A 16,064-nucleotide genomic window follows, 5' to 3' on the forward strand; every position below is an offset into this window, starting at 1 on the left:
ATGGCTTTAGTTAAAGGAGCGGATTCAGAGATTATTGAATATTTACTTCAGGCGGAGAGGGAACGAAAAGAAGTAGTAAAGGTAACAGATCAGTATCCGGATTTAACAGTAGAAGATGCTTACATATTGCAAAAACAATTAGTTGAACAAAAGATGAAAGAAGGATCCAAACGAGTTGGTGTAAAGCTTGGGTTAACGAGTAAAGCGAAACAACAAATGATGGGGATTGAGGAAGCAATTTACGGTTATTTATTACATGATATGTTAGCGTTTGAATGGGAACCTGTGCAGTATGAAACGTTGATTCATCCAAAAGTAGAACCAGAGATTGCCTTTTTAATGGGAGATGATTTACAAGGTACTAGCGTTACAGCGGATGATGTATTAAAGGCAACAAAATATGTTACGCCAGCTTTGGAAATTATTGATAGTCGTTATTTGAATTTTAAATTTACATTGCCTGATGTAATTGCAGATAATTGTTCATCCTCAAAATTTCTATTAGGAAGCAAATGGATTAACGCTCAGGAAATAGACTTAGCTAATGTTGGAATGGTTATGTCGAAAAACGGTAAAACGGCGACAACTGGTACAGGGGCAGCTGTACTTGGACATCCGGCAACGGCAATTGCTTGGGCGGTAAATAAACTTGGATTACAAAATGAAGGGTTAAAAAAAGGTGATATTGTGCTAAGTGGGGCATTATCTGAAGCGGTTGCTTTCAAAACTGGTGACGCTATTATTGCGCAGTTTGAAGGGTTGGGTAGTGTATCGATGTTTTGTGAATAAAGAGTAAAGCGAGAGATGGATATGCCAATTGTACAAATTCAAGTTATTGAGGGTAGAAAACAGGAGCAGATTCAAAATCTCATTTCAAATGTTACAGATGCAGTTGCAAAAAGTTTGGATGTAGATGTTGAACGTGTGCGTGTACTAGTAAATGAGATTCCGGGTTCGCATTGGGGTGTTGGAGGAAAGGTAAAAGGTAGTGTGGAAGAAAAATAGTGTTGTTGAGTAAAAGTAATTCTTATTTTTAATAGGAATTACTTTTTGTTTGTAGCGCGAAAGTAAGAGAGTTAGATCGTGATACGCTTCATCTAACTTGGATAAGGTGTCTAAATTATAGTGAATTTTTATAAGGATGTTCTTGCAATAAAATAGAAAAAATGAGTATAATGAAAAAGTAGTTAGTCAAACTAATTACTTTGGAGAATGATATTGAAAAAAGGAGAAACTGGGAGCAATGACTTCAAAAAACGATTCTCATCCTTTAGGGATAGAACCTTATGCAAAGTTGATAAAAACGACAGCATCAGCAGACACGGACCCAATCGCAGCAAAACTTGGTTTACTGATGCTATGGACATCTGATGATGTTTTGGATGCAGTTGATCTGGATTTAGCGCCACTTGGAATTTCTGAAAGTAAATTAGATTTTTTATTGTTATTTATTTTACGTGAAATTGAATTGAATGAGGAAGAAGCTAGTATGAGTCCTTCAGCTATTGCAAACCGCTTAGGAATTACGCGCGCTTCAGTCACTGGATTATTAGATTGGATGGAAAAACGCGCATTAATTGTAAGGTACCACCATGCTGAAGATCGCAGAAGATTAAAGGTGAAGATTACTCCGAAAGGAAAAGAACTTGTTTTTCTTTCCTTACCAACTTTTTGGTCTTCGTGTGCATCATTGGTGGAAGATTTTAATCAAGAAGAACGTCAAATATTAGAGAAATTATTAAATAAGATGCAAATAAACATGCGATTGAAAGTGGGAGAAGGTAGGTAAATAAGTTGATTATAAAAATCGACTTATTTATTTGGTTATATAGTTAGGTTACCTAACTATATGTGTGGCTAACAAAATGAGAGGAGGTGATGAAATAATTAAATCAATATTGTATTTTCGGTAAAGGAGTTGAAAAGGGTTAAGTTAAGTAGAGGACGTAAAAAGCAATAATTTTTTATGATTTTATTTTAGGCACTTTTGAGGCGCGGAATGTAAACAGTATGAATTTAAATGACAACTTTACTAAAGAGGAGGATTCAAGTTGCAAATTTCAAAAGAAGTGAATTCTATAAAGAATTATGCGTTAATGACAGCTGTTTTATGCTGGTCGGGTATGGCAGTTATGTCAAGTCTTTATGTTACAATTCCATTGATTCCGATATTCGCAGATTTTTTTCATGTTTCATTAACGCAATCTGCAATTACTGGTAGTATGTTTTCACTCGGTTTTGCGATTGGTTGTTTGCTATTTGGTGCGATATCTGATAAATATGGTCGAAAGAACGTCATTCTGATGGGGTTAATTGGATTAGCGATTATTTCCTTCTTATTAGGCTTAGTCAATAGTCTATCTTGGCTTGTTGTGCTACGTGGGTTACAAGGTATAGCGGCAGCTACTTTCTCCCCAGTAGCGTTAGCTTACGTTGTAGAATCGTTTCCGGTAGAAAAGAAAGTTACAACCATAGGATTTGTTAGCACTGGTTTTTTAGTAGCAGGAATTGTAGGTCAAGTTATGAGTACTGTAATTAGTCAGTATTTTGGATGGCATATGGTGTTTTTTCTTCTTAGTAGCGTATATATGGTTACTGCTTTATGGATCTATTATTCTCTTCCAAGAGGAGAGTCGTCTCAATCATACACGGATATATTAGGACCAGTGAAACAAATGGGTAAGGTCTTCACGCAAAAAAACTTAGTATTAAGCTATATGATTGCATTTGTCTTATTAATGGCTTTTGTAAATATGTATACTGTTTTAGGAAACTATTTAAGTTCGTCTAACTTTCAGTTACATGCAGATCAAATTCTCTACGTTCGCTTAGCTGGATTATTTGGAATGTTGCTTTCACCACTTGCAGGGCGTCTAACAATGAGATTTGGTGTTAAGCAGGTTCTTCAGGGAGGATTATTAATAGCCATTCTTAGTTTAATCTCATTGGGGGTTATTTCTAGTCTTCCTTTTCTTATAATCATGAGCGTATGTTTTGTTGTCGGAATTGCTTTATCTGTCCCGGCATTGGTCACTCTTGTCGGAGAGTTAGGTGGGAAATCAAGGGGAATAGCAGTTTCAATTTATACTTTCATTTTATTTTTAGGAACAAGTATAGGACCTGTTATCTCTATTTATCTTATGGATATTGGTGGATATTCTCAGACTTTTGTTTTACTAGGCTTAATACTCTTCGTAGGATTGATTTCTTCTCTTTTCATTAACAATCAATCTATTTTTGATGAGGCTTAAAATCGATTCATGCAGCTTGAACAAACATTGTAATTCTCCTCATCTCCGTATATAATAGTGTCTTAGGAGTATTAATCCATATTCAAAATTCCGAAAATTCTAGTAGTTTGACTAGGAAAATGAAAAGTATTATATTGTAAAAGGTCATAATTAAACGAGAAATAGAATGGAAAGCAATTATTGAGTTAGGAGTTTAGACCCATGAGTTCGAGATATGGAAGAGATACAATTGTTGAAGTTAACTTAGATGCTGTAAAACATAATGTAAGAGAATTTAAAAAACGTGTGAATGATAAAAATATTGCAATGATGGCAGCGGTAAAAGCAAATGGGTATGGACACGGGGCGGTTGAAGTCGCAAAAGCGGCAATTGAGGCAGGAGTGAATCAACTTGCTGTTGCTTTTGTAGATGAAGGAATCGAACTACGCGAAGCAGGAGTTACTGTGCCGATTTTAGTTTTAGGTTATACACCAGTGGAAGTTGCTAAAGATGCTATTGGGTATGATATTATGATGACGGTATATAGAATAGAGGATCTAAAAGGTATCAATGAAATTGCTAAGCAACTTGAAAAGAAAGCGCATATTCAAGTGAAAATAGATACAGGAATGAGTCGCATTGGTTTACAAGAAGAAGAGGTTGCGCCATTTTTAGAAGAACTAAAAAATATGAAATATATAGAAATAGAAGGTATGTTTACACATTACTCTACAGCTGATGAAATTAATAAAATATATACAAATATGCAAACGAGTTTATTTGAGAAAGCTGTAAATACAGCGAAGGGAATGGATATTCATCTTCCGTATATCCATAGTTCAAACAGTGCTGGATCAATGGAGCTAAGCAATACATTTCAAAATATGGTTCGTGTTGGAATCGGGATTTATGGTATGTATCCTTCGAAAGAAGTAGATCATACAGTTGTTTCTTTACAGCCAACACTATCATTGAAGTCGAAAGTGGCTCATATTAAGCACGCGAAAAAAAATCGTGGTGTAAGTTATGGGAATACGTATGTAACAACAGGAGAAGAATGGATTGCGACTGTTCCAATTGGTTATGCAGATGGGTATAACCGTCAGCTGTCGAATAAGGGGCATGCGTTAATTAATGGAATTCGTGTACCAGTTCTTGGGCGCGTTTGTATGGACCAGTTAATGTTAGATGTTACAAAAGCAATGCCTGTACAAGTAGGAGATGAAGTTGTTTTCTACGGTAGACAAGGTGAGGAAGAAATTTCTGTAGAAGAAATCGCGGATACATTAGGTACAATTAACTATGAAGTGACTTGTATGCTTGATCGAAGAATTCCACGCGTATATAAAGAAAATGATGAAACGACTACTGTTGTGAATATATTAAGAAACAAATGAATTAGTAAAGGACTGAATCGCTAAGATTCAGTCCTTTACTAATTCATTTTAACCGAGAAGACCCCCTCCTCTAAACGAAGTGAAGGTGGGGGTAGTTCAATTTAGTAAATCATAATAATCATACCTTGTTGTAATCTCAAAACCACACTGTTTATAAAGTTTTAGAGCATTATCGTTTTTAGTTTCAACCTCTAATTCAATCTTCGTTCTTCCCTCAGTTAATAGCTGATGTACGATGTACTGCAAAATGCTTTTTCCATATCCTTTTCCTTGATAAGAAGGATGAACAGCAAATCCGGATAAGGAAGTAAATCCGTTTTGTTTATTTACTGTAATGGTCCCAATTGGCTGTTTATGGATGAGAGAAATATATACTTTGTGAGTAGGAGAAGACATTATTTTTTGTAACCAGGAGGATGTGTTTGTCAATGAATCGCCAAAAGATTTACTAGATATTTCCAAAAGAGTAAGAAATGTCGCAGTCGATACAGGGATAAGCTCAATCGTATGTTTTTGTATAGTCGTTTGTTGTGTATCTAACTGAAACTCCATACCGTACTCGCTGTATAAGTATGGTAAGTTAGCTTGTTCGGCAAATTCTTTTCCAGAGGTTGATGCCCCGTTTATGATGAGCAAGACTTCATCAACATCTCGTTGTTGTATTTCTTCCATGGCCGTTTGTAAAAGAGTAGTTCCTACTTTTTGTTTTCTGAAATGAGGGTGGACAAATCCTGTGAATTCAAGTTTCGTCGGTCTTTCAAATTCATACATGTTTAACACACCGATTAATTGTTCATTGTTATAAAAAAGAAAATCGTTTACCTGATCTTTTTTTCGGCTTTTAAGAATATTAACATGTAAATCTGATGGATAATCGACGCCATCGTTTCGTTTACAAATATGAGCTAAATCTATAATGTGCTGAATTTCAGTCATTGATAATCGTTTCTTTTTTTGAATCTGCATATTGTAATCTCCTTAAGAGTATTTTAGAAAAAGGCGGGGTGTTGTAGCCATTCCTCTAAATCCACATTTCCTTGAACGGATAATAATCGATATAAATATCGGTACGGTGCTCTGCATTGTTCTAAATTAGGGATAGGCATAATTGTCTCGTAACCTTTCCTGAAAGCGTTGGCCTCTTTCTCTGTAAATACATATTCTAATCCGATAAAATCAAGTTCTCTTGGCGCAACTGCATAAGCTTCTGTATCTACTAATCCAGTAATTACTACACCATCTGTTAAAAATTGAGTTGGATCCATATCGATTAAAATGAGCGTCGTTTCCTGAGGTACCGGTAGTGTATGAAGTTGTGACTGGAAAACTTCGAATGAGTCATTAATTTTAGAATTATTAGAGTGAAACATCTCCACAAGTTGTTTGCTTACATCGATGATATGTTGATGAAACTTATGAAGTGGAATTTGAAAAGTTCCAGACGGATTTCCTACAAAATTTGCTTTGAATTTATGGATTTGGGCTAAACCTTTTCCGAGATTGTGTAAAACAGAATCAGATTGTCCTATAAAGGATTTGAGTACTTGACCATTTAACTTCTCAACCACAACATATTCTCGCTCTAATGTATGCTTCTGTAATATTTTCGGAATAGGGAGCGTTGTATACTGTTGCAACTGTTTGTGTATCGTTTCTAGCGTATGTACATTTCTTGGGTCAATTCCGAATAGATGCTTACATCCCCACCAAAAATCATTGTTCGGTTCTGTTTTCATTTTAGAAGATCGAACGATGACTTCTGCAGTTTCTATTTTTACGAGCCAGACGTCACTTGCATGATCTTCATAACCTGGGTGTAACGTGTCTATAGATAGGATAGGAGAGGTAAATAGCTTTTGTAACATAAGAAAACTCCTTTTCTCTAAAAATTCGATAAAATCATTATATATCACCTAGAAATAGAATATATAAAAATTTCCAAATTAGTGTCGGGTTTGTGTAAATAAATCCATTTCTTTGCAAGAATAGAGAATTATAGGTATGATAATACTAAGGAAATATATCTGTTTTGGGGGTAATTAATGAAAAGATTATTTGAATATGTATTATTAACAATTGGATCGATTATTGTAGCGGGCTCATTGGAGTTGATTTTGGCACCGAATGGACTAGTAGATGGTGGGGTAACGGCCATTTCTATTATGGCAAATAAAGTTGCTGGGCTACCACTTTATGGTGTGTTTTTAGGACTTAATATTCCTATTCTATTATTTACTGCAAAAGTAATGGGGAAAAAATTCTTTATTCGTACGTCTTATGCAAATGTTGTAACAACCCTCGGATTAATTTATTTGAAGCCATTTCCAGCGATCACAACCTCTGAATTACTAATCGTATTGTACGGCGGAGTATTATTTGGGATCGGTGTTGGAATTGTTGTAAAAATGGGCGGTGCAATTGACGGGTCAGAAATGTTAGCGGTCTGGATGAACAAACATTTTAAAGTGCCGATTAGTACATTTTTACTTGCTGTAAATGCTGTTGTTTTTGTATTTGTCGCTATTTTGTTTTCAATTGAGCAAGCGATGTTCTCACTCGCAATTTTCTATATTGTTACGAAGATGATTGATTTTATATTAGATGGCATTAATCAAGGCAAGAGTGTCATGATTATTTCGAGTAAAAATAAAGAAATTGGTGAACTTCTTATGAAGGAGTTACAACTTTCTGTTACGTATCTACATGGAGAAGGTGGTTTTTTAGGAGAGCACCAAAGAATTATCTATTGTATTACAAACCGTTTTATTTATCCAAAGATGAAAGATCTCGTTCTCTCTGTAGATTCAAGTGCCATAATTGAAGCTTCTTATTCAACGGAAACAACCGGTGTGAAACGCCCAGGTATCTCATCACGTTCAGGGCAAACATCAAATGATTAGGCATGTGAAAAAGCTGTTCCTTGCAATTATTTCTGCAGGGAACAGCTTTTTTTTGCAAACCAAGCTTCTTTTAATAATGTTACAACAGTTTCGATTGCATCAATCGGTATCCCTCCGAAACCTAATAATACATGAGCTTCTTCTTGCAAATTATTTACTGGATCGTATATGGATAGAGGGTAAAGCTTTACATGTTTTTCAGCAGCTGATTGAATGAGTTCTTGTTCATTCATGCCGTTATGAACATGTAGTACAATGTGAAGTCCAGATTGATCCCCAAGTATATTAACACCAGTGCCCATTTGATTCACAAGTGATTTGACTAGTTTATGATGTTTTTTCTTATATAATGTACGAACGCGGTTTAAGTGCCGATCCCAATCTCCTTTTTGGATGAAGTTAGCAAGAGCAAGCTGTTGTATTTTAGAAACAGTTTGTTTAAAAATGCCGCCTAAGTTTTTATAGACTTCCAAAAGATGATTAGGAAGAACGATATAGCCCATTCTTAAGGAAGGTAAAAACGATTTTGAAAAAGTTCCCATGTAAATAACACGTTCATTTGTATCAAGCCCTTGCAGTGAGGGAATAGGTTTTCCAACGTAGCGAAATTCCCCGTCATAATCGTCTTCAATAATATAACCAGAGCGATCATTAGCCCATTTTAATAACTCAAGCCGCCTTGATAAAGGCATAATCATGCCATATGGAAATTGATGAGAAGGCGTAACATAAGCAACATTCGCATCGCAATTATTGAGAGATGAAATGTTCATTCCTTGCTCATCTAATGGAACAGGATGAAAAGGAAGACTGCAGCTTTGGATAATAGCTTTTACGCGGTGAAACCCAGGATTTTCGATTGCGTATGATTTTTGCTGCCCAAGTAATTGAATAAGTAACCAAAGAAGGGGTTGTGTACCAGCACCAATAATAATTTGGTTAGGTGTGCAATGAACCCCGCGAGCATGATACAAATATTTTGCAATGTGAGTACGAAGTATATATTCTCCTTGTGGATCTTCTTTTGTAAATAATTCGTTTTCATATTGGAGTAAACATTCTTGTAGTGCTCTTTTCCAATTTGAGAGTGGAAAGGCTGTTTGATCGATGTTTCCTTGACTACAATCAAAAAAGAGCGGTTCTGTTTGTTTTTTTTCAAATTGGTAAAATGGAGCGTGTTGTTTATTTGGTATAACATCTACATCTACTTCCGTAACAAATATACCACGCTTCGGTTTACTGTCCACATAGCCTTCCGCGGATAACTGCTGATAAGCTGATTCGACTGTAATGCGGCTAACACCAAGTTGTAATGCTAAATTTCGGTGAGAAGGGAGATGTGTTCCGGCAGGGAGCGTTCCCTTTAAGATTTCTTGTTTCATGTAGTCATAAATTTGTATATAGATGGGTGTTTTACTTTCTAATTGTAGAGGAATGGTTAAATCCATTGCATGCGCTCTCCTTTAAAACTGGCCTTATAAAAAAGGGATGAACTGCCACTTAAGGAAAGGGCAGTCTCTATTTATAATAATAATATAACATTTAGAAAATTTTATAAATAGTTAGGGGAGATTCGCGATGAATGTTAAGGAAATAAAATCAGAAGATCAATTAGATGCGGTATTACCCGTTTTACAACAATTACGAACTGCGCTTACAAAAGAGGAAGCACAATTTTTATTTCGTCAGATGAAAGAGGAACGCTATCAATTATTTTCTTTGTGTAATGACGCAGATGAGGTGGTAAGCCTTGCTGGGGTAACGGTATGTACGAATTTTTATAATAAGAAACATGTTTTTGTATATGACCTTGTAACGGCAGAAGCTCATCGCTCCAAAGGATATGGTAAAGCATTATTATCATATATAGAGGAGTGGGGAGCAGAAAAGGGATGTAGTTCTGTTGTTTTGACATCAGCGTTTCCAAGAATTGAAGCACATAGATTTTATGAAAGAGAAGGATATAATAAGGTATGTTATTCTTTTTGTAAAGAGTTACAATAGAGAAGAGAAATAGTAGATTCTAAATGTGATAAGATATAGAATCTGCTATTTTTTGTTATAATAGAAATAAGGTATAATAAGGTATTTTGTCGAATTATGTTTATGAAATGATAAAGGAACATTTAAATATGTAGCAAGCTGTAAATGAAAAAAGGGGCGTTTATATTGGATAAAATACAGAAAATATCAATTCTAAACGAAGGAAGAGTTATTGTTATTTCTGATATTCATGGAGAGCTAGAGCTTCTTAAGAAACTATTAAGCGAAGTTAATTTTAGTGCAGAGGATTATTTAATTATTAATGGTGATCTTTGTGAAAAAGGAAGGAATAGTATAGGTGTTGTAAACTATGTCATGGAACTGTCAGCACAGAATCAACAGGTACATGTTATTGAAGGGAATTGTGAAGCTTTGGTTGAGGCTCTTTTAAATGAAAATCCTGGGTTAATAAACTATTTATGTACGAGAAAGCATTCTATCTTTAATGAATGGCTTGACCAATTAGATTTTCATATTAATGAAGAGACGGATATCGGTGAGGTAAAAGATATATTAATGAGCTGTTTTTCAAAAGAGATGAATTGGCTCATGGAATTACCAACTGCTATTGAAACAGATGACTATCTTTTTCTGCACGCAGGACTTGAAGATATAGAAGATTGGAAGAAGACTGAACGGGAAAATGCGATTGCCATGCCGGAGTTTTTTACTAAATCACATCGCGCAAATAAGTATGTAGTAGTTGGGCATTGGCCTGTTGCTAATTATTCTGAAGAGGCACCTTCTAATAATCCAGTTATCGATGAAAACAAAAAAATAATTGCGATTGATGGTGGAAATACTATTAAAGAAGCGGGACAATTAAATGCATTTATCATTCATAGATCAAGTTCTAAAGATGTGTTTTCATATACATATGTAGATCATTTTCCACAATATGAAATTTTAACAGATTTTAACGCAGAACCAATGATACAAGGTGGAGTCACGTATCCGTATTATCATATTGTACCAGTTGAAAAAAATGATGATTTTACAATATGCAAACAAGTAGAAACAAATAAACGATTATATGTTAAAAATGAATATATAAAGCAAAATGAGGCAGGTGATTATACTGTTAAAACCGATATTTCTTGTGCACAAATAAGTGTAAGGAAAGGTGATATTGTTTCGCTTATTGATGATAGCTGTACGGGATATGATTTAATCAAAAAAGATGGTGTGGAAGGTTGGATAGAGAAGGGTCTTCTTCTTAAAGTGAATGGGAAGGAATTAAAAGTATATAGCTAAAAAACAGGAGGGAATTTCCCTCCTGTTTTTTTATTTTGTAGACTTTGAGAGCGTAAAGTTTAGATGATCATGATAAGGAATTTAATTTTTTTATAAATGCAGCGAAGAACTACTTTTCTCTTCTAGAGAAGCAAATGAAAAAGAATCTTTATTTTTAACAAATGTTTTTTGATCTTGAACAGATTGAACTGCTACAATTTGTGAATTTCTTACTTTAAGTGCATCTTGAATCCCAAGTGTCATGAGCTTAATAAAAAGAATAGTAATAAAGAATGTAGCGAGAGTATAAAAAATAATCCACAATGAAAGATTCATTTCATTACGATTTAGTCCAATAAGGCCCGCCCAATCATTCGAGAGTGAAACAGGTTTGAACTGACCTTCGTCCATTTCTTTCATTTGTATCCCGCCGATTACAATGTTAAGTAATGCTAAGTGGATCATGAGTATGAGTGTTTGGACAATATGTTCCATAAATAACAAAAATACGCGGTCGAGCAATACGACTCGTAAATGTTTTTTTATAATATGAAAACGACTTGCCCCCATTAATTGTGAGCTCGATATATAATCTTTTTTCATAAATTCATCAATTTCTGATGAAATATATAACGAAATTGTAGGGAGAGCGATAAAAATGAGTATAATAGCTTGATAAAGTGCAAATGAGATATTTGGACTTAGTCGATCCGCATTTGATGTGATTACAAGATTAATTGGCGTGATGAGTATGAATGCGCTAAATAAAGTTGGGATATAATAAAAAACTTCTGAGCATGCCTGGAAAAATCTTTTGAATTTTGTAGCGTATAAACTTAATAGAATACCTATACATGTTCCAAATAAAATACGTAATAAACTAATTGCGATAGCAAATAAAATTGTAAATTTCGCTCCTTCTAAAATTTGTAAGAAAATAGATTCTCCAAAACGGTCAGAGCCAAAAGGTGGCATTAAAGATGGCGAAAAGGGTGCCTTGCCAAGTAATTCATTATTGTCATTGTAAAGCAATAGAGGTGCTTCTGGTATGCTATCTTTAAAGAACCAACTATAAATAAAGCTAGCTGTAAGTAGTACAAAAAGATAAATGAATCCGATTAAAAAGCGTTTTGATTTCCAAATAGACCTCATATAACTTCTCCTCTCATTTGTTTTTGCCACCTATTCATCATAAAAGAAGTGATTTGAAAAATAATATAAAACGGTAAGATAATCATGATAAGTATGATAAATGTAGCGGGAGGTGAAATAAACGCCTTCCTAAATAAAAATTGAACGATACCTTGCATATTAAAAATAAATTCTAAAATGAACAAATTAGAAAGTAAGAAAACGAAAATTGTTTTTAGATGGTGGAAGAAATGAATAGATATATTTTTGAATAAATGAATGCACAGTATATATCTTGATGAAAGGCCCTTTCCGTAAGCAACTTCTACATATTGTTTTCCATGTTCTTCTTTTATATATAAAATCATCATCCGAAACATTTGTAATGTAGGTAAAACCGCTAAAGATAAAATAGGAAGTAAATAAGCGCGATTTTCATTAAAAGAAATAATTGTGACAGGAGATTCCCCGAATTTCTGAAGTAGCCAAATGAAAAACATTTGTAAGCAAATCATCATCATCATATCAGGGATAGCTTCTAATACAAAAATAAATCTGTTAATCCACTTTTTGATAGAATCCTTTGCTAAAAAATAGAAAAACGCCATGCTAGATGAAATAAAGAGTGCAAGAACGAAAGCTACAAACAAAACAGTAAATGAATATATGTAAGGTTCTAATACGGTTGGAAATAATGGTGTTTTTTTGAAATTACCGAACTTCGCTTCTGATGATAGAACTATAAGAGAATCGGGAGAGAAAACCTCTTTTAACATAGTAAAAATCTGTTTGAAAAATTGAATCGGCTGAAAGGTGAATCCCCCTTGAGTGATAAATAAATAAGGTAAATTTAATAATAGTAAGAGTGATAAAACAATCGATGAAAGTTTTATTGTGAATTGAGATATTTTATGTAACATCAAATCCCTCCGCCATCTTTTTACAATATTATACAACAAAGCGAGATTTATTGTTTGATTTTTCAGAAGAATATATATTATTGTTATTAGTGATACATTAAATTCTAATATTCTACTTGATAGCATAGGAGGCAATATGGAACAGATATATTTACAAGGTAAAAAAGTGATAGTAAGAAAAATAGAAGAGAAAGATATAAATTCTTTATATTCACAAATATACAAAGAAGAAAACCCTGAGTGGAAAAAGTGGGATGCACCATACTTTCCATTTTCTATTCAAGAATATCCGGTGTATAAGGGAAGTTTGCAAGTTAAGCTAAAAGAGGAACCTTTGTCGCAACTTATTATTGAAACCGATAACGAAATAATTGGGACAGTTGGTTTCTATTGGGAATATAAGGCGTCACGCTGGTTAGAAATAGGGATCGCCATTTATGACCCAGCATATTGGAATGGAGGTTATGGTACAGAAGCTTTGCAACTATATAGTGATTTATTATTCGAAAATATGGAGATTGGTAGGGTTGGATTAACGACTTGGTCTGGAAATGAACGAATGATGAAAGTTGCAGAAAAAATTGGGATGAAGTTAGAAGGTAGAATGCGAAAATGTCGTTACTATAATGGGACATATTATGATTCTATTCGAATGGGAATGATTCGTGAAGAGTGGGAAGCATTAAGAGAAGCGAAGGAGTAAAGAAAGATGTACGCCGTTATTGCTACATTTGATAAGAAGTTTTCAAAGCACGTGAAAGAGATTCGGGAAGGACTAACGGACATTGTACATAATGAGGGCTTAGAGCCTCATATTACATTAGCTGATTACCATGCTTTGGATTTAGAAGCATATAGACATGAACTTGAAAAGTTTACAGAGAGTGTAGAGCATTTTTGAGTTGGATTTTCTTCTGTTGGCACCTTCCCTACAAATGGAACAATCTTTCTGGCGCCAACAGTAACAAAGGGATTACTAGAGTTGCATCAATCGTTTCATAATCATTTTACGGATTTTCATGATCAGGCACAGTCGTATTATGTATCTGAGAAGTGGGTACCACATTGTACAATTGCCAATCGTTTAGAGTGGGAGCAATTTGTTCGTGTAATGGAGTTTGTATATAAAGGTTTTCGTGCACAAACGGCAGTTGTAGAAAGTTTAAAGTTAATTAAAGTGAACTATGAAAATCGGAATTCAGCTTCTTGTAGCATAGTAGCAGAATACAATTTAAAAGGAGTGGAGACATCGATATGACGTATGTAGTTAGAGAAATGAATGTAGAGGACATTACAGCTGTACAAGAAGTGGCAAAAATAGCTTGGCATGATACATATAAAGGAATCATTCCACAGGGAATTCAAGATAAATTTTTAAAGCAAGCATATTCAAATGAAATAATGAAACGACGTTTAGAACATTCATACTTACTCGTAGCAGAAGTAGAAGACCAAATTGTTGGATTTGCTAATTTTTCACCTGTAAAACATCAAAATGAAGCAGAATTAGGGGCTATTTATTTATTACCGGAGCATCAAGGAAAAGGAATTGGGACGGCTTTATTGCAAAGAGGTATCGCGGTTTTAGACGGTGTTAAGAAGATTTATATTTGTGTAGAAGCGGAAAATGAAAAAGGAAAAACGTTTTATAAAGCGAAAGGTTTCGCCGATTTAGAACAGTTTGAAGAAGACTTTGAGGGACACATGATGCAAACGGTAAGAATGGTGTTACATGTATAGTAAATGGTTTAGGAGGAGAAGAGATGAAGATATTCGATTTCGGTGAAATGGCAGGGAATCACATATCAGTGTTTCATTCTAACTTTATTATGTCAAAAATAGTAAAACATCAAGGAGAGGTACATATTGGTTGTATGCATTTACAACCAAAAGGAATAATCGGGTATCATGAAGCAGTTGTTTCTCAGCTTCTTCTAATTGTGCAAGGGTAAGGACTTGTTTGTGGCGCAGATAAAAAGAAAAAGAAAGTGCACCCGGGTCAAGCTGTTTTCTGGAATAAAGGGGAATTCCATAAAACAACTACTGAAACTGGGCTTATGACAATTGTAATTGAGTCAGAGAATCTAGAAAATAATATCCGAATGCCGATTGTAGAAAGAGAAGGCGAAGGAATAGGAGGATGAAAGGATGATTCAAAAGGCGAACGAAGAGGAAGTTCAGCAAATATTAAATTTTGCAGCACAATCACTCTTTGAAGGAACAAAAGAAACGTGTCAGTTAAGCCAAGAAAAAGCGATTGAGATTACACAGCCTCTATTAGATAAAGGAGCGTATTATTTAGTTGTAAAACAAGAGAATGTGCTAGCAGGATGGATTTTAATTGGAGAGAATACAGATTATTTTTCAGGAGAAAGACTGGGATTCATTTATGAATTATATATTTTTCCAGCGTATAGAGGAAAAGGGTTATCCCGAAAACTAATGAAAGCAGGAATCGATAGATTGCAAGAAAAGTATAAAGAAATACGTTTAAATGTATTCGCTGGGAATTTCGCCAAAGAGATGTATAAAGAATTTGGATTTGTTGAGAGGCAAGTAGTTATGACATTGAAGCTTAAATGTTGAATTATATCTGTATATATAAATAAATAGAATAAATAAAATTTATAAAATTTTTCCATGAAAGTGAAAAAAATCCCTTTTCAAATTTTTATTATTATTCTATAATTATCCAAGTAGAATTGAATTTTAGTAAATTCTATCAATTTAACCAATTCATTCATTATTAAGGGGGAAAATTTAATGGCTGGACAAATTCGTATGAGTCCTGAGGAGCTAAAATCAAAAGCTAAACTATACGGACGAAGCTCTGATGAAATTAAAGATATTCTTGGAAAATTACAAGGATTACAAAATGAATTACGTGGAGAATGGGAAGGCCGTGCTTTTGATGGTTTTGATCGACAATTCAACGATTTAAGACCAAAAGTAGAAAGCTTCTCACAATTATTACATGAGATTGATGTTCAACTTACCAAAACTGCAGAGGCTGTTGCTTCTCATGATGAAGAGTTATCACGTAATTTCGGCTTGAAATAAGAAACGTTGATATTCTCTACATAAAAAGAAGGTTTCAAAGTTAGCCATGCGACTTCTGTTGTATGGCTAACTTACTTTTAAGAAAAGGATGAATTTTAATTTTTATGTATAATAGGCTATTTTTAGATTTTTTTATTCGCAGGAGTGAT

At 34.3% G+C, this 16,064-nt stretch carries 17 protein-coding genes and 2 pseudogenes; 14 read left to right on the top strand and 5 right to left on the bottom strand.

The annotated features are described in order from the left end of the window. From JDS96_RS04475 to alr, 5 genes are all read left to right on the top strand, one after another. The gene (locus JDS96_RS04475; protein ID WP_003197195.1) at positions 1 to 789 is read left to right on the top strand and encodes a 2-keto-4-pentenoate hydratase; all 789 of its coding nucleotides are present in this window, start codon (positions 1 to 3) and stop codon (positions 787 to 789) included. Positions 790 to 804: 15 nt separating this feature from the next. Beyond that, on the top strand, positions 805 to 1,005 hold the full coding sequence (locus JDS96_RS04480; protein ID WP_003197197.1) for a 4-oxalocrotonate tautomerase: 201 nt from the start codon (positions 805 to 807) through the stop codon (positions 1,003 to 1,005). A 238-nt stretch (positions 1,006 to 1,243) separates the two neighbouring features. Then, positions 1,244 to 1,789 carry a MarR family winged helix-turn-helix transcriptional regulator gene (locus tag JDS96_RS04485; protein WP_003197200.1) on the top strand — a complete coding sequence of 182 codons (546 nt, stop codon included), beginning with the start codon at positions 1,244 to 1,246 and terminating at the stop codon, positions 1,787 to 1,789. Positions 1,790 to 2,051: 262 nt separating this feature from the next. Next, the gene (locus JDS96_RS04490) at positions 2,052 to 3,251 is read left to right on the top strand and encodes an MFS transporter (protein ID WP_199666215.1); all 1,200 of its coding nucleotides are present in this window, start codon (positions 2,052 to 2,054) and stop codon (positions 3,249 to 3,251) included. A 201-nt stretch (positions 3,252 to 3,452) separates the two neighbouring features. Then, the gene (gene alr, locus JDS96_RS04495) at positions 3,453 to 4,628 is read left to right on the top strand and encodes an alanine racemase (protein WP_199666217.1); all 1,176 of its coding nucleotides are present in this window, start codon (positions 3,453 to 3,455) and stop codon (positions 4,626 to 4,628) included. A 96-nt stretch (positions 4,629 to 4,724) separates the two neighbouring features. Here the strand turns inward: alr and JDS96_RS04500 are convergent, their stop codons facing one another. Together JDS96_RS04500 and JDS96_RS04505 are read right to left on the bottom strand one after the other, a co-directional pair. Further along, the gene (locus JDS96_RS04500) at positions 4,725 to 5,594 is read right to left on the bottom strand and encodes a GNAT family N-acetyltransferase (RefSeq protein WP_199666219.1); all 870 of its coding nucleotides are present in this window, start codon (positions 5,592 to 5,594) and stop codon (positions 4,725 to 4,727) included. A 23-nt stretch (positions 5,595 to 5,617) separates the two neighbouring features. Continuing rightward, positions 5,618 to 6,493, bottom strand: a complete 876-nt coding sequence (locus tag JDS96_RS04505; protein ID WP_199666221.1) for a nitrate reductase — start codon at positions 6,491 to 6,493, stop codon at positions 5,618 to 5,620. Positions 6,494 to 6,670: 177 nt separating this feature from the next. Here JDS96_RS04505 and JDS96_RS04510 point away from each other — a divergent pair, with 177 nt between their 5' ends. Continuing rightward, complete coding sequence (locus tag JDS96_RS04510; RefSeq protein ID WP_199666222.1) at positions 6,671 to 7,528, top strand: YitT family protein; 858 nt, start codon at positions 6,671 to 6,673, stop codon at positions 7,526 to 7,528. A gap of 26 nt (positions 7,529 to 7,554) precedes the next feature. Here the strand turns inward: JDS96_RS04510 and pdxR are convergent, their stop codons facing one another. After that, the gene (gene pdxR / locus JDS96_RS04515) at positions 7,555 to 8,976 is read right to left on the bottom strand and encodes a MocR-like pyridoxine biosynthesis transcription factor PdxR (protein WP_199666223.1); all 1,422 of its coding nucleotides are present in this window, start codon (positions 8,974 to 8,976) and stop codon (positions 7,555 to 7,557) included. A gap of 130 nt (positions 8,977 to 9,106) precedes the next feature. Between pdxR and JDS96_RS04520 the strand changes: the two genes are divergently transcribed. Beyond that, a complete protein-coding gene (locus tag JDS96_RS04520) occupies positions 9,107 to 9,532 on the top strand; it encodes a GNAT family N-acetyltransferase (protein WP_199666224.1) in 426 nt (141 codons plus the stop codon). 165 nt (positions 9,533 to 9,697) lie between these two features. Then, a complete protein-coding gene (locus JDS96_RS04525; protein WP_199666225.1) occupies positions 9,698 to 10,825 on the top strand; it encodes a metallophosphoesterase in 1,128 nt (375 codons plus the stop codon). 90 nt (positions 10,826 to 10,915) lie between these two features. On the opposite strand, the gene JDS96_RS04530 is transcribed toward JDS96_RS04525, so the two are convergent. Beyond that, positions 10,916 to 11,956: an ABC transporter permease gene (locus JDS96_RS04530; RefSeq protein ID WP_199666226.1), complete on the bottom strand. Its 1,041-nt coding sequence runs from the start codon at positions 11,954 to 11,956 to the stop codon at positions 10,916 to 10,918. After that, positions 11,953 to 12,855: an ABC transporter permease subunit gene (locus JDS96_RS04535; RefSeq protein WP_199666227.1), complete on the bottom strand. Its 903-nt coding sequence runs from the start codon at positions 12,853 to 12,855 to the stop codon at positions 11,953 to 11,955. The genes JDS96_RS04530 and JDS96_RS04535 overlap by 4 nt, the downstream gene beginning before the upstream one ends. A 136-nt stretch (positions 12,856 to 12,991) precedes the next feature. Here JDS96_RS04535 and JDS96_RS04540 point away from each other — a divergent pair, with 136 nt between their 5' ends. The 6 genes and pseudogenes from JDS96_RS04540 (at position 12,992) to JDS96_RS04570 (ending at position 15,915) form a co-directional block, all read left to right on the top strand. Beyond that, positions 12,992 to 13,558: a GNAT family N-acetyltransferase gene (locus JDS96_RS04540; protein ID WP_199666228.1), complete on the top strand. Its 567-nt coding sequence runs from the start codon at positions 12,992 to 12,994 to the stop codon at positions 13,556 to 13,558. 6 nt (positions 13,559 to 13,564) lie between these two features. Next, positions 13,565 to 14,113 (top strand): annotated as a pseudogene (locus tag JDS96_RS04545) (2'-5' RNA ligase family protein). After that, positions 14,110 to 14,595 carry a GNAT family N-acetyltransferase gene (locus tag JDS96_RS04550; protein WP_199666229.1) on the top strand — a complete coding sequence of 162 codons (486 nt, stop codon included), beginning with the start codon at positions 14,110 to 14,112 and terminating at the stop codon, positions 14,593 to 14,595. The pseudogene JDS96_RS04545 and the gene JDS96_RS04550 overlap by 4 nt, the downstream one beginning before the upstream one ends. A gap of 23 nt (positions 14,596 to 14,618) precedes the next feature. Further along, positions 14,619 to 14,999: pseudogene (locus JDS96_RS31880) on the top strand (cupin). Between the two features lie 4 nt (positions 15,000 to 15,003). Next, positions 15,004 to 15,441, top strand: coding sequence for a GNAT family N-acetyltransferase (locus tag JDS96_RS04565; protein WP_006094651.1), 438 nt, complete (start codon positions 15,004 to 15,006; stop codon positions 15,439 to 15,441). Between the two features lie 177 nt (positions 15,442 to 15,618). Further along, positions 15,619 to 15,915: a WXG100 family type VII secretion target gene (locus JDS96_RS04570; RefSeq protein ID WP_003197226.1), complete on the top strand. Its 297-nt coding sequence runs from the start codon at positions 15,619 to 15,621 to the stop codon at positions 15,913 to 15,915. The last annotated feature ends 149 nt before the right edge of the window (positions 15,916 to 16,064 follow it).

The sequence above is a fragment of the Bacillus cereus group sp. N21 genome, assembly GCF_016483395.1.
Taxonomy (GTDB): Bacteria; Bacillota; Bacilli; order Bacillales; family Bacillaceae_G; genus Bacillus_A; species Bacillus_A pseudomycoides.

Bases quoted from the DNA above. Each gene is read 5' to 3' on its own strand.
- JDS96_RS04535 (WP_199666227.1), bottom strand. From the start codon at position 12,855: ATGTTACATAAAATATCTCAATTCACAATAAAACTTTCATCGATTGTT.
- alr (WP_199666217.1), top strand. From the start codon at position 3,453: ATGAGTTCGAGATATGGAAGAGATACAATTGTTGAAGTTAACTTAGAT.
- JDS96_RS04510 (WP_199666222.1), top strand. From the start codon at position 6,671: ATGAAAAGATTATTTGAATATGTATTATTAACAATTGGATCGATTATT.
- JDS96_RS04500 (WP_199666219.1), bottom strand. From the start codon at position 5,594: ATGCAGATTCAAAAAAAGAAACGATTATCAATGACTGAAATTCAGCAC.
- JDS96_RS04485 (WP_003197200.1), top strand. From the start codon at position 1,244: ATGACTTCAAAAAACGATTCTCATCCTTTAGGGATAGAACCTTATGCA.
- JDS96_RS04520 (WP_199666224.1), top strand. From the start codon at position 9,107: ATGAATGTTAAGGAAATAAAATCAGAAGATCAATTAGATGCGGTATTA.
- JDS96_RS04570 (WP_003197226.1), top strand. From the start codon at position 15,619: ATGGCTGGACAAATTCGTATGAGTCCTGAGGAGCTAAAATCAAAAGCT.
- JDS96_RS04480 (WP_003197197.1), top strand. From the start codon at position 805: ATGGATATGCCAATTGTACAAATTCAAGTTATTGAGGGTAGAAAACAG.
- pdxR (WP_199666223.1), bottom strand. From the start codon at position 8,976: ATGGATTTAACCATTCCTCTACAATTAGAAAGTAAAACACCCATCTAT.
- JDS96_RS04565 (WP_006094651.1), top strand. From the start codon at position 15,004: ATGATTCAAAAGGCGAACGAAGAGGAAGTTCAGCAAATATTAAATTTT.
- JDS96_RS04550 (WP_199666229.1), top strand. From the start codon at position 14,110: ATGACGTATGTAGTTAGAGAAATGAATGTAGAGGACATTACAGCTGTA.
- JDS96_RS04530 (WP_199666226.1), bottom strand. From the start codon at position 11,956: ATGAGGTCTATTTGGAAATCAAAACGCTTTTTAATCGGATTCATTTAT.
- JDS96_RS04540 (WP_199666228.1), top strand. From the start codon at position 12,992: ATGGAACAGATATATTTACAAGGTAAAAAAGTGATAGTAAGAAAAATA.
- JDS96_RS04475 (WP_003197195.1), top strand. From the start codon at position 1: ATGGCTTTAGTTAAAGGAGCGGATTCAGAGATTATTGAATATTTACTT.
- JDS96_RS04505 (WP_199666221.1), bottom strand. From the start codon at position 6,493: ATGTTACAAAAGCTATTTACCTCTCCTATCCTATCTATAGACACGTTA.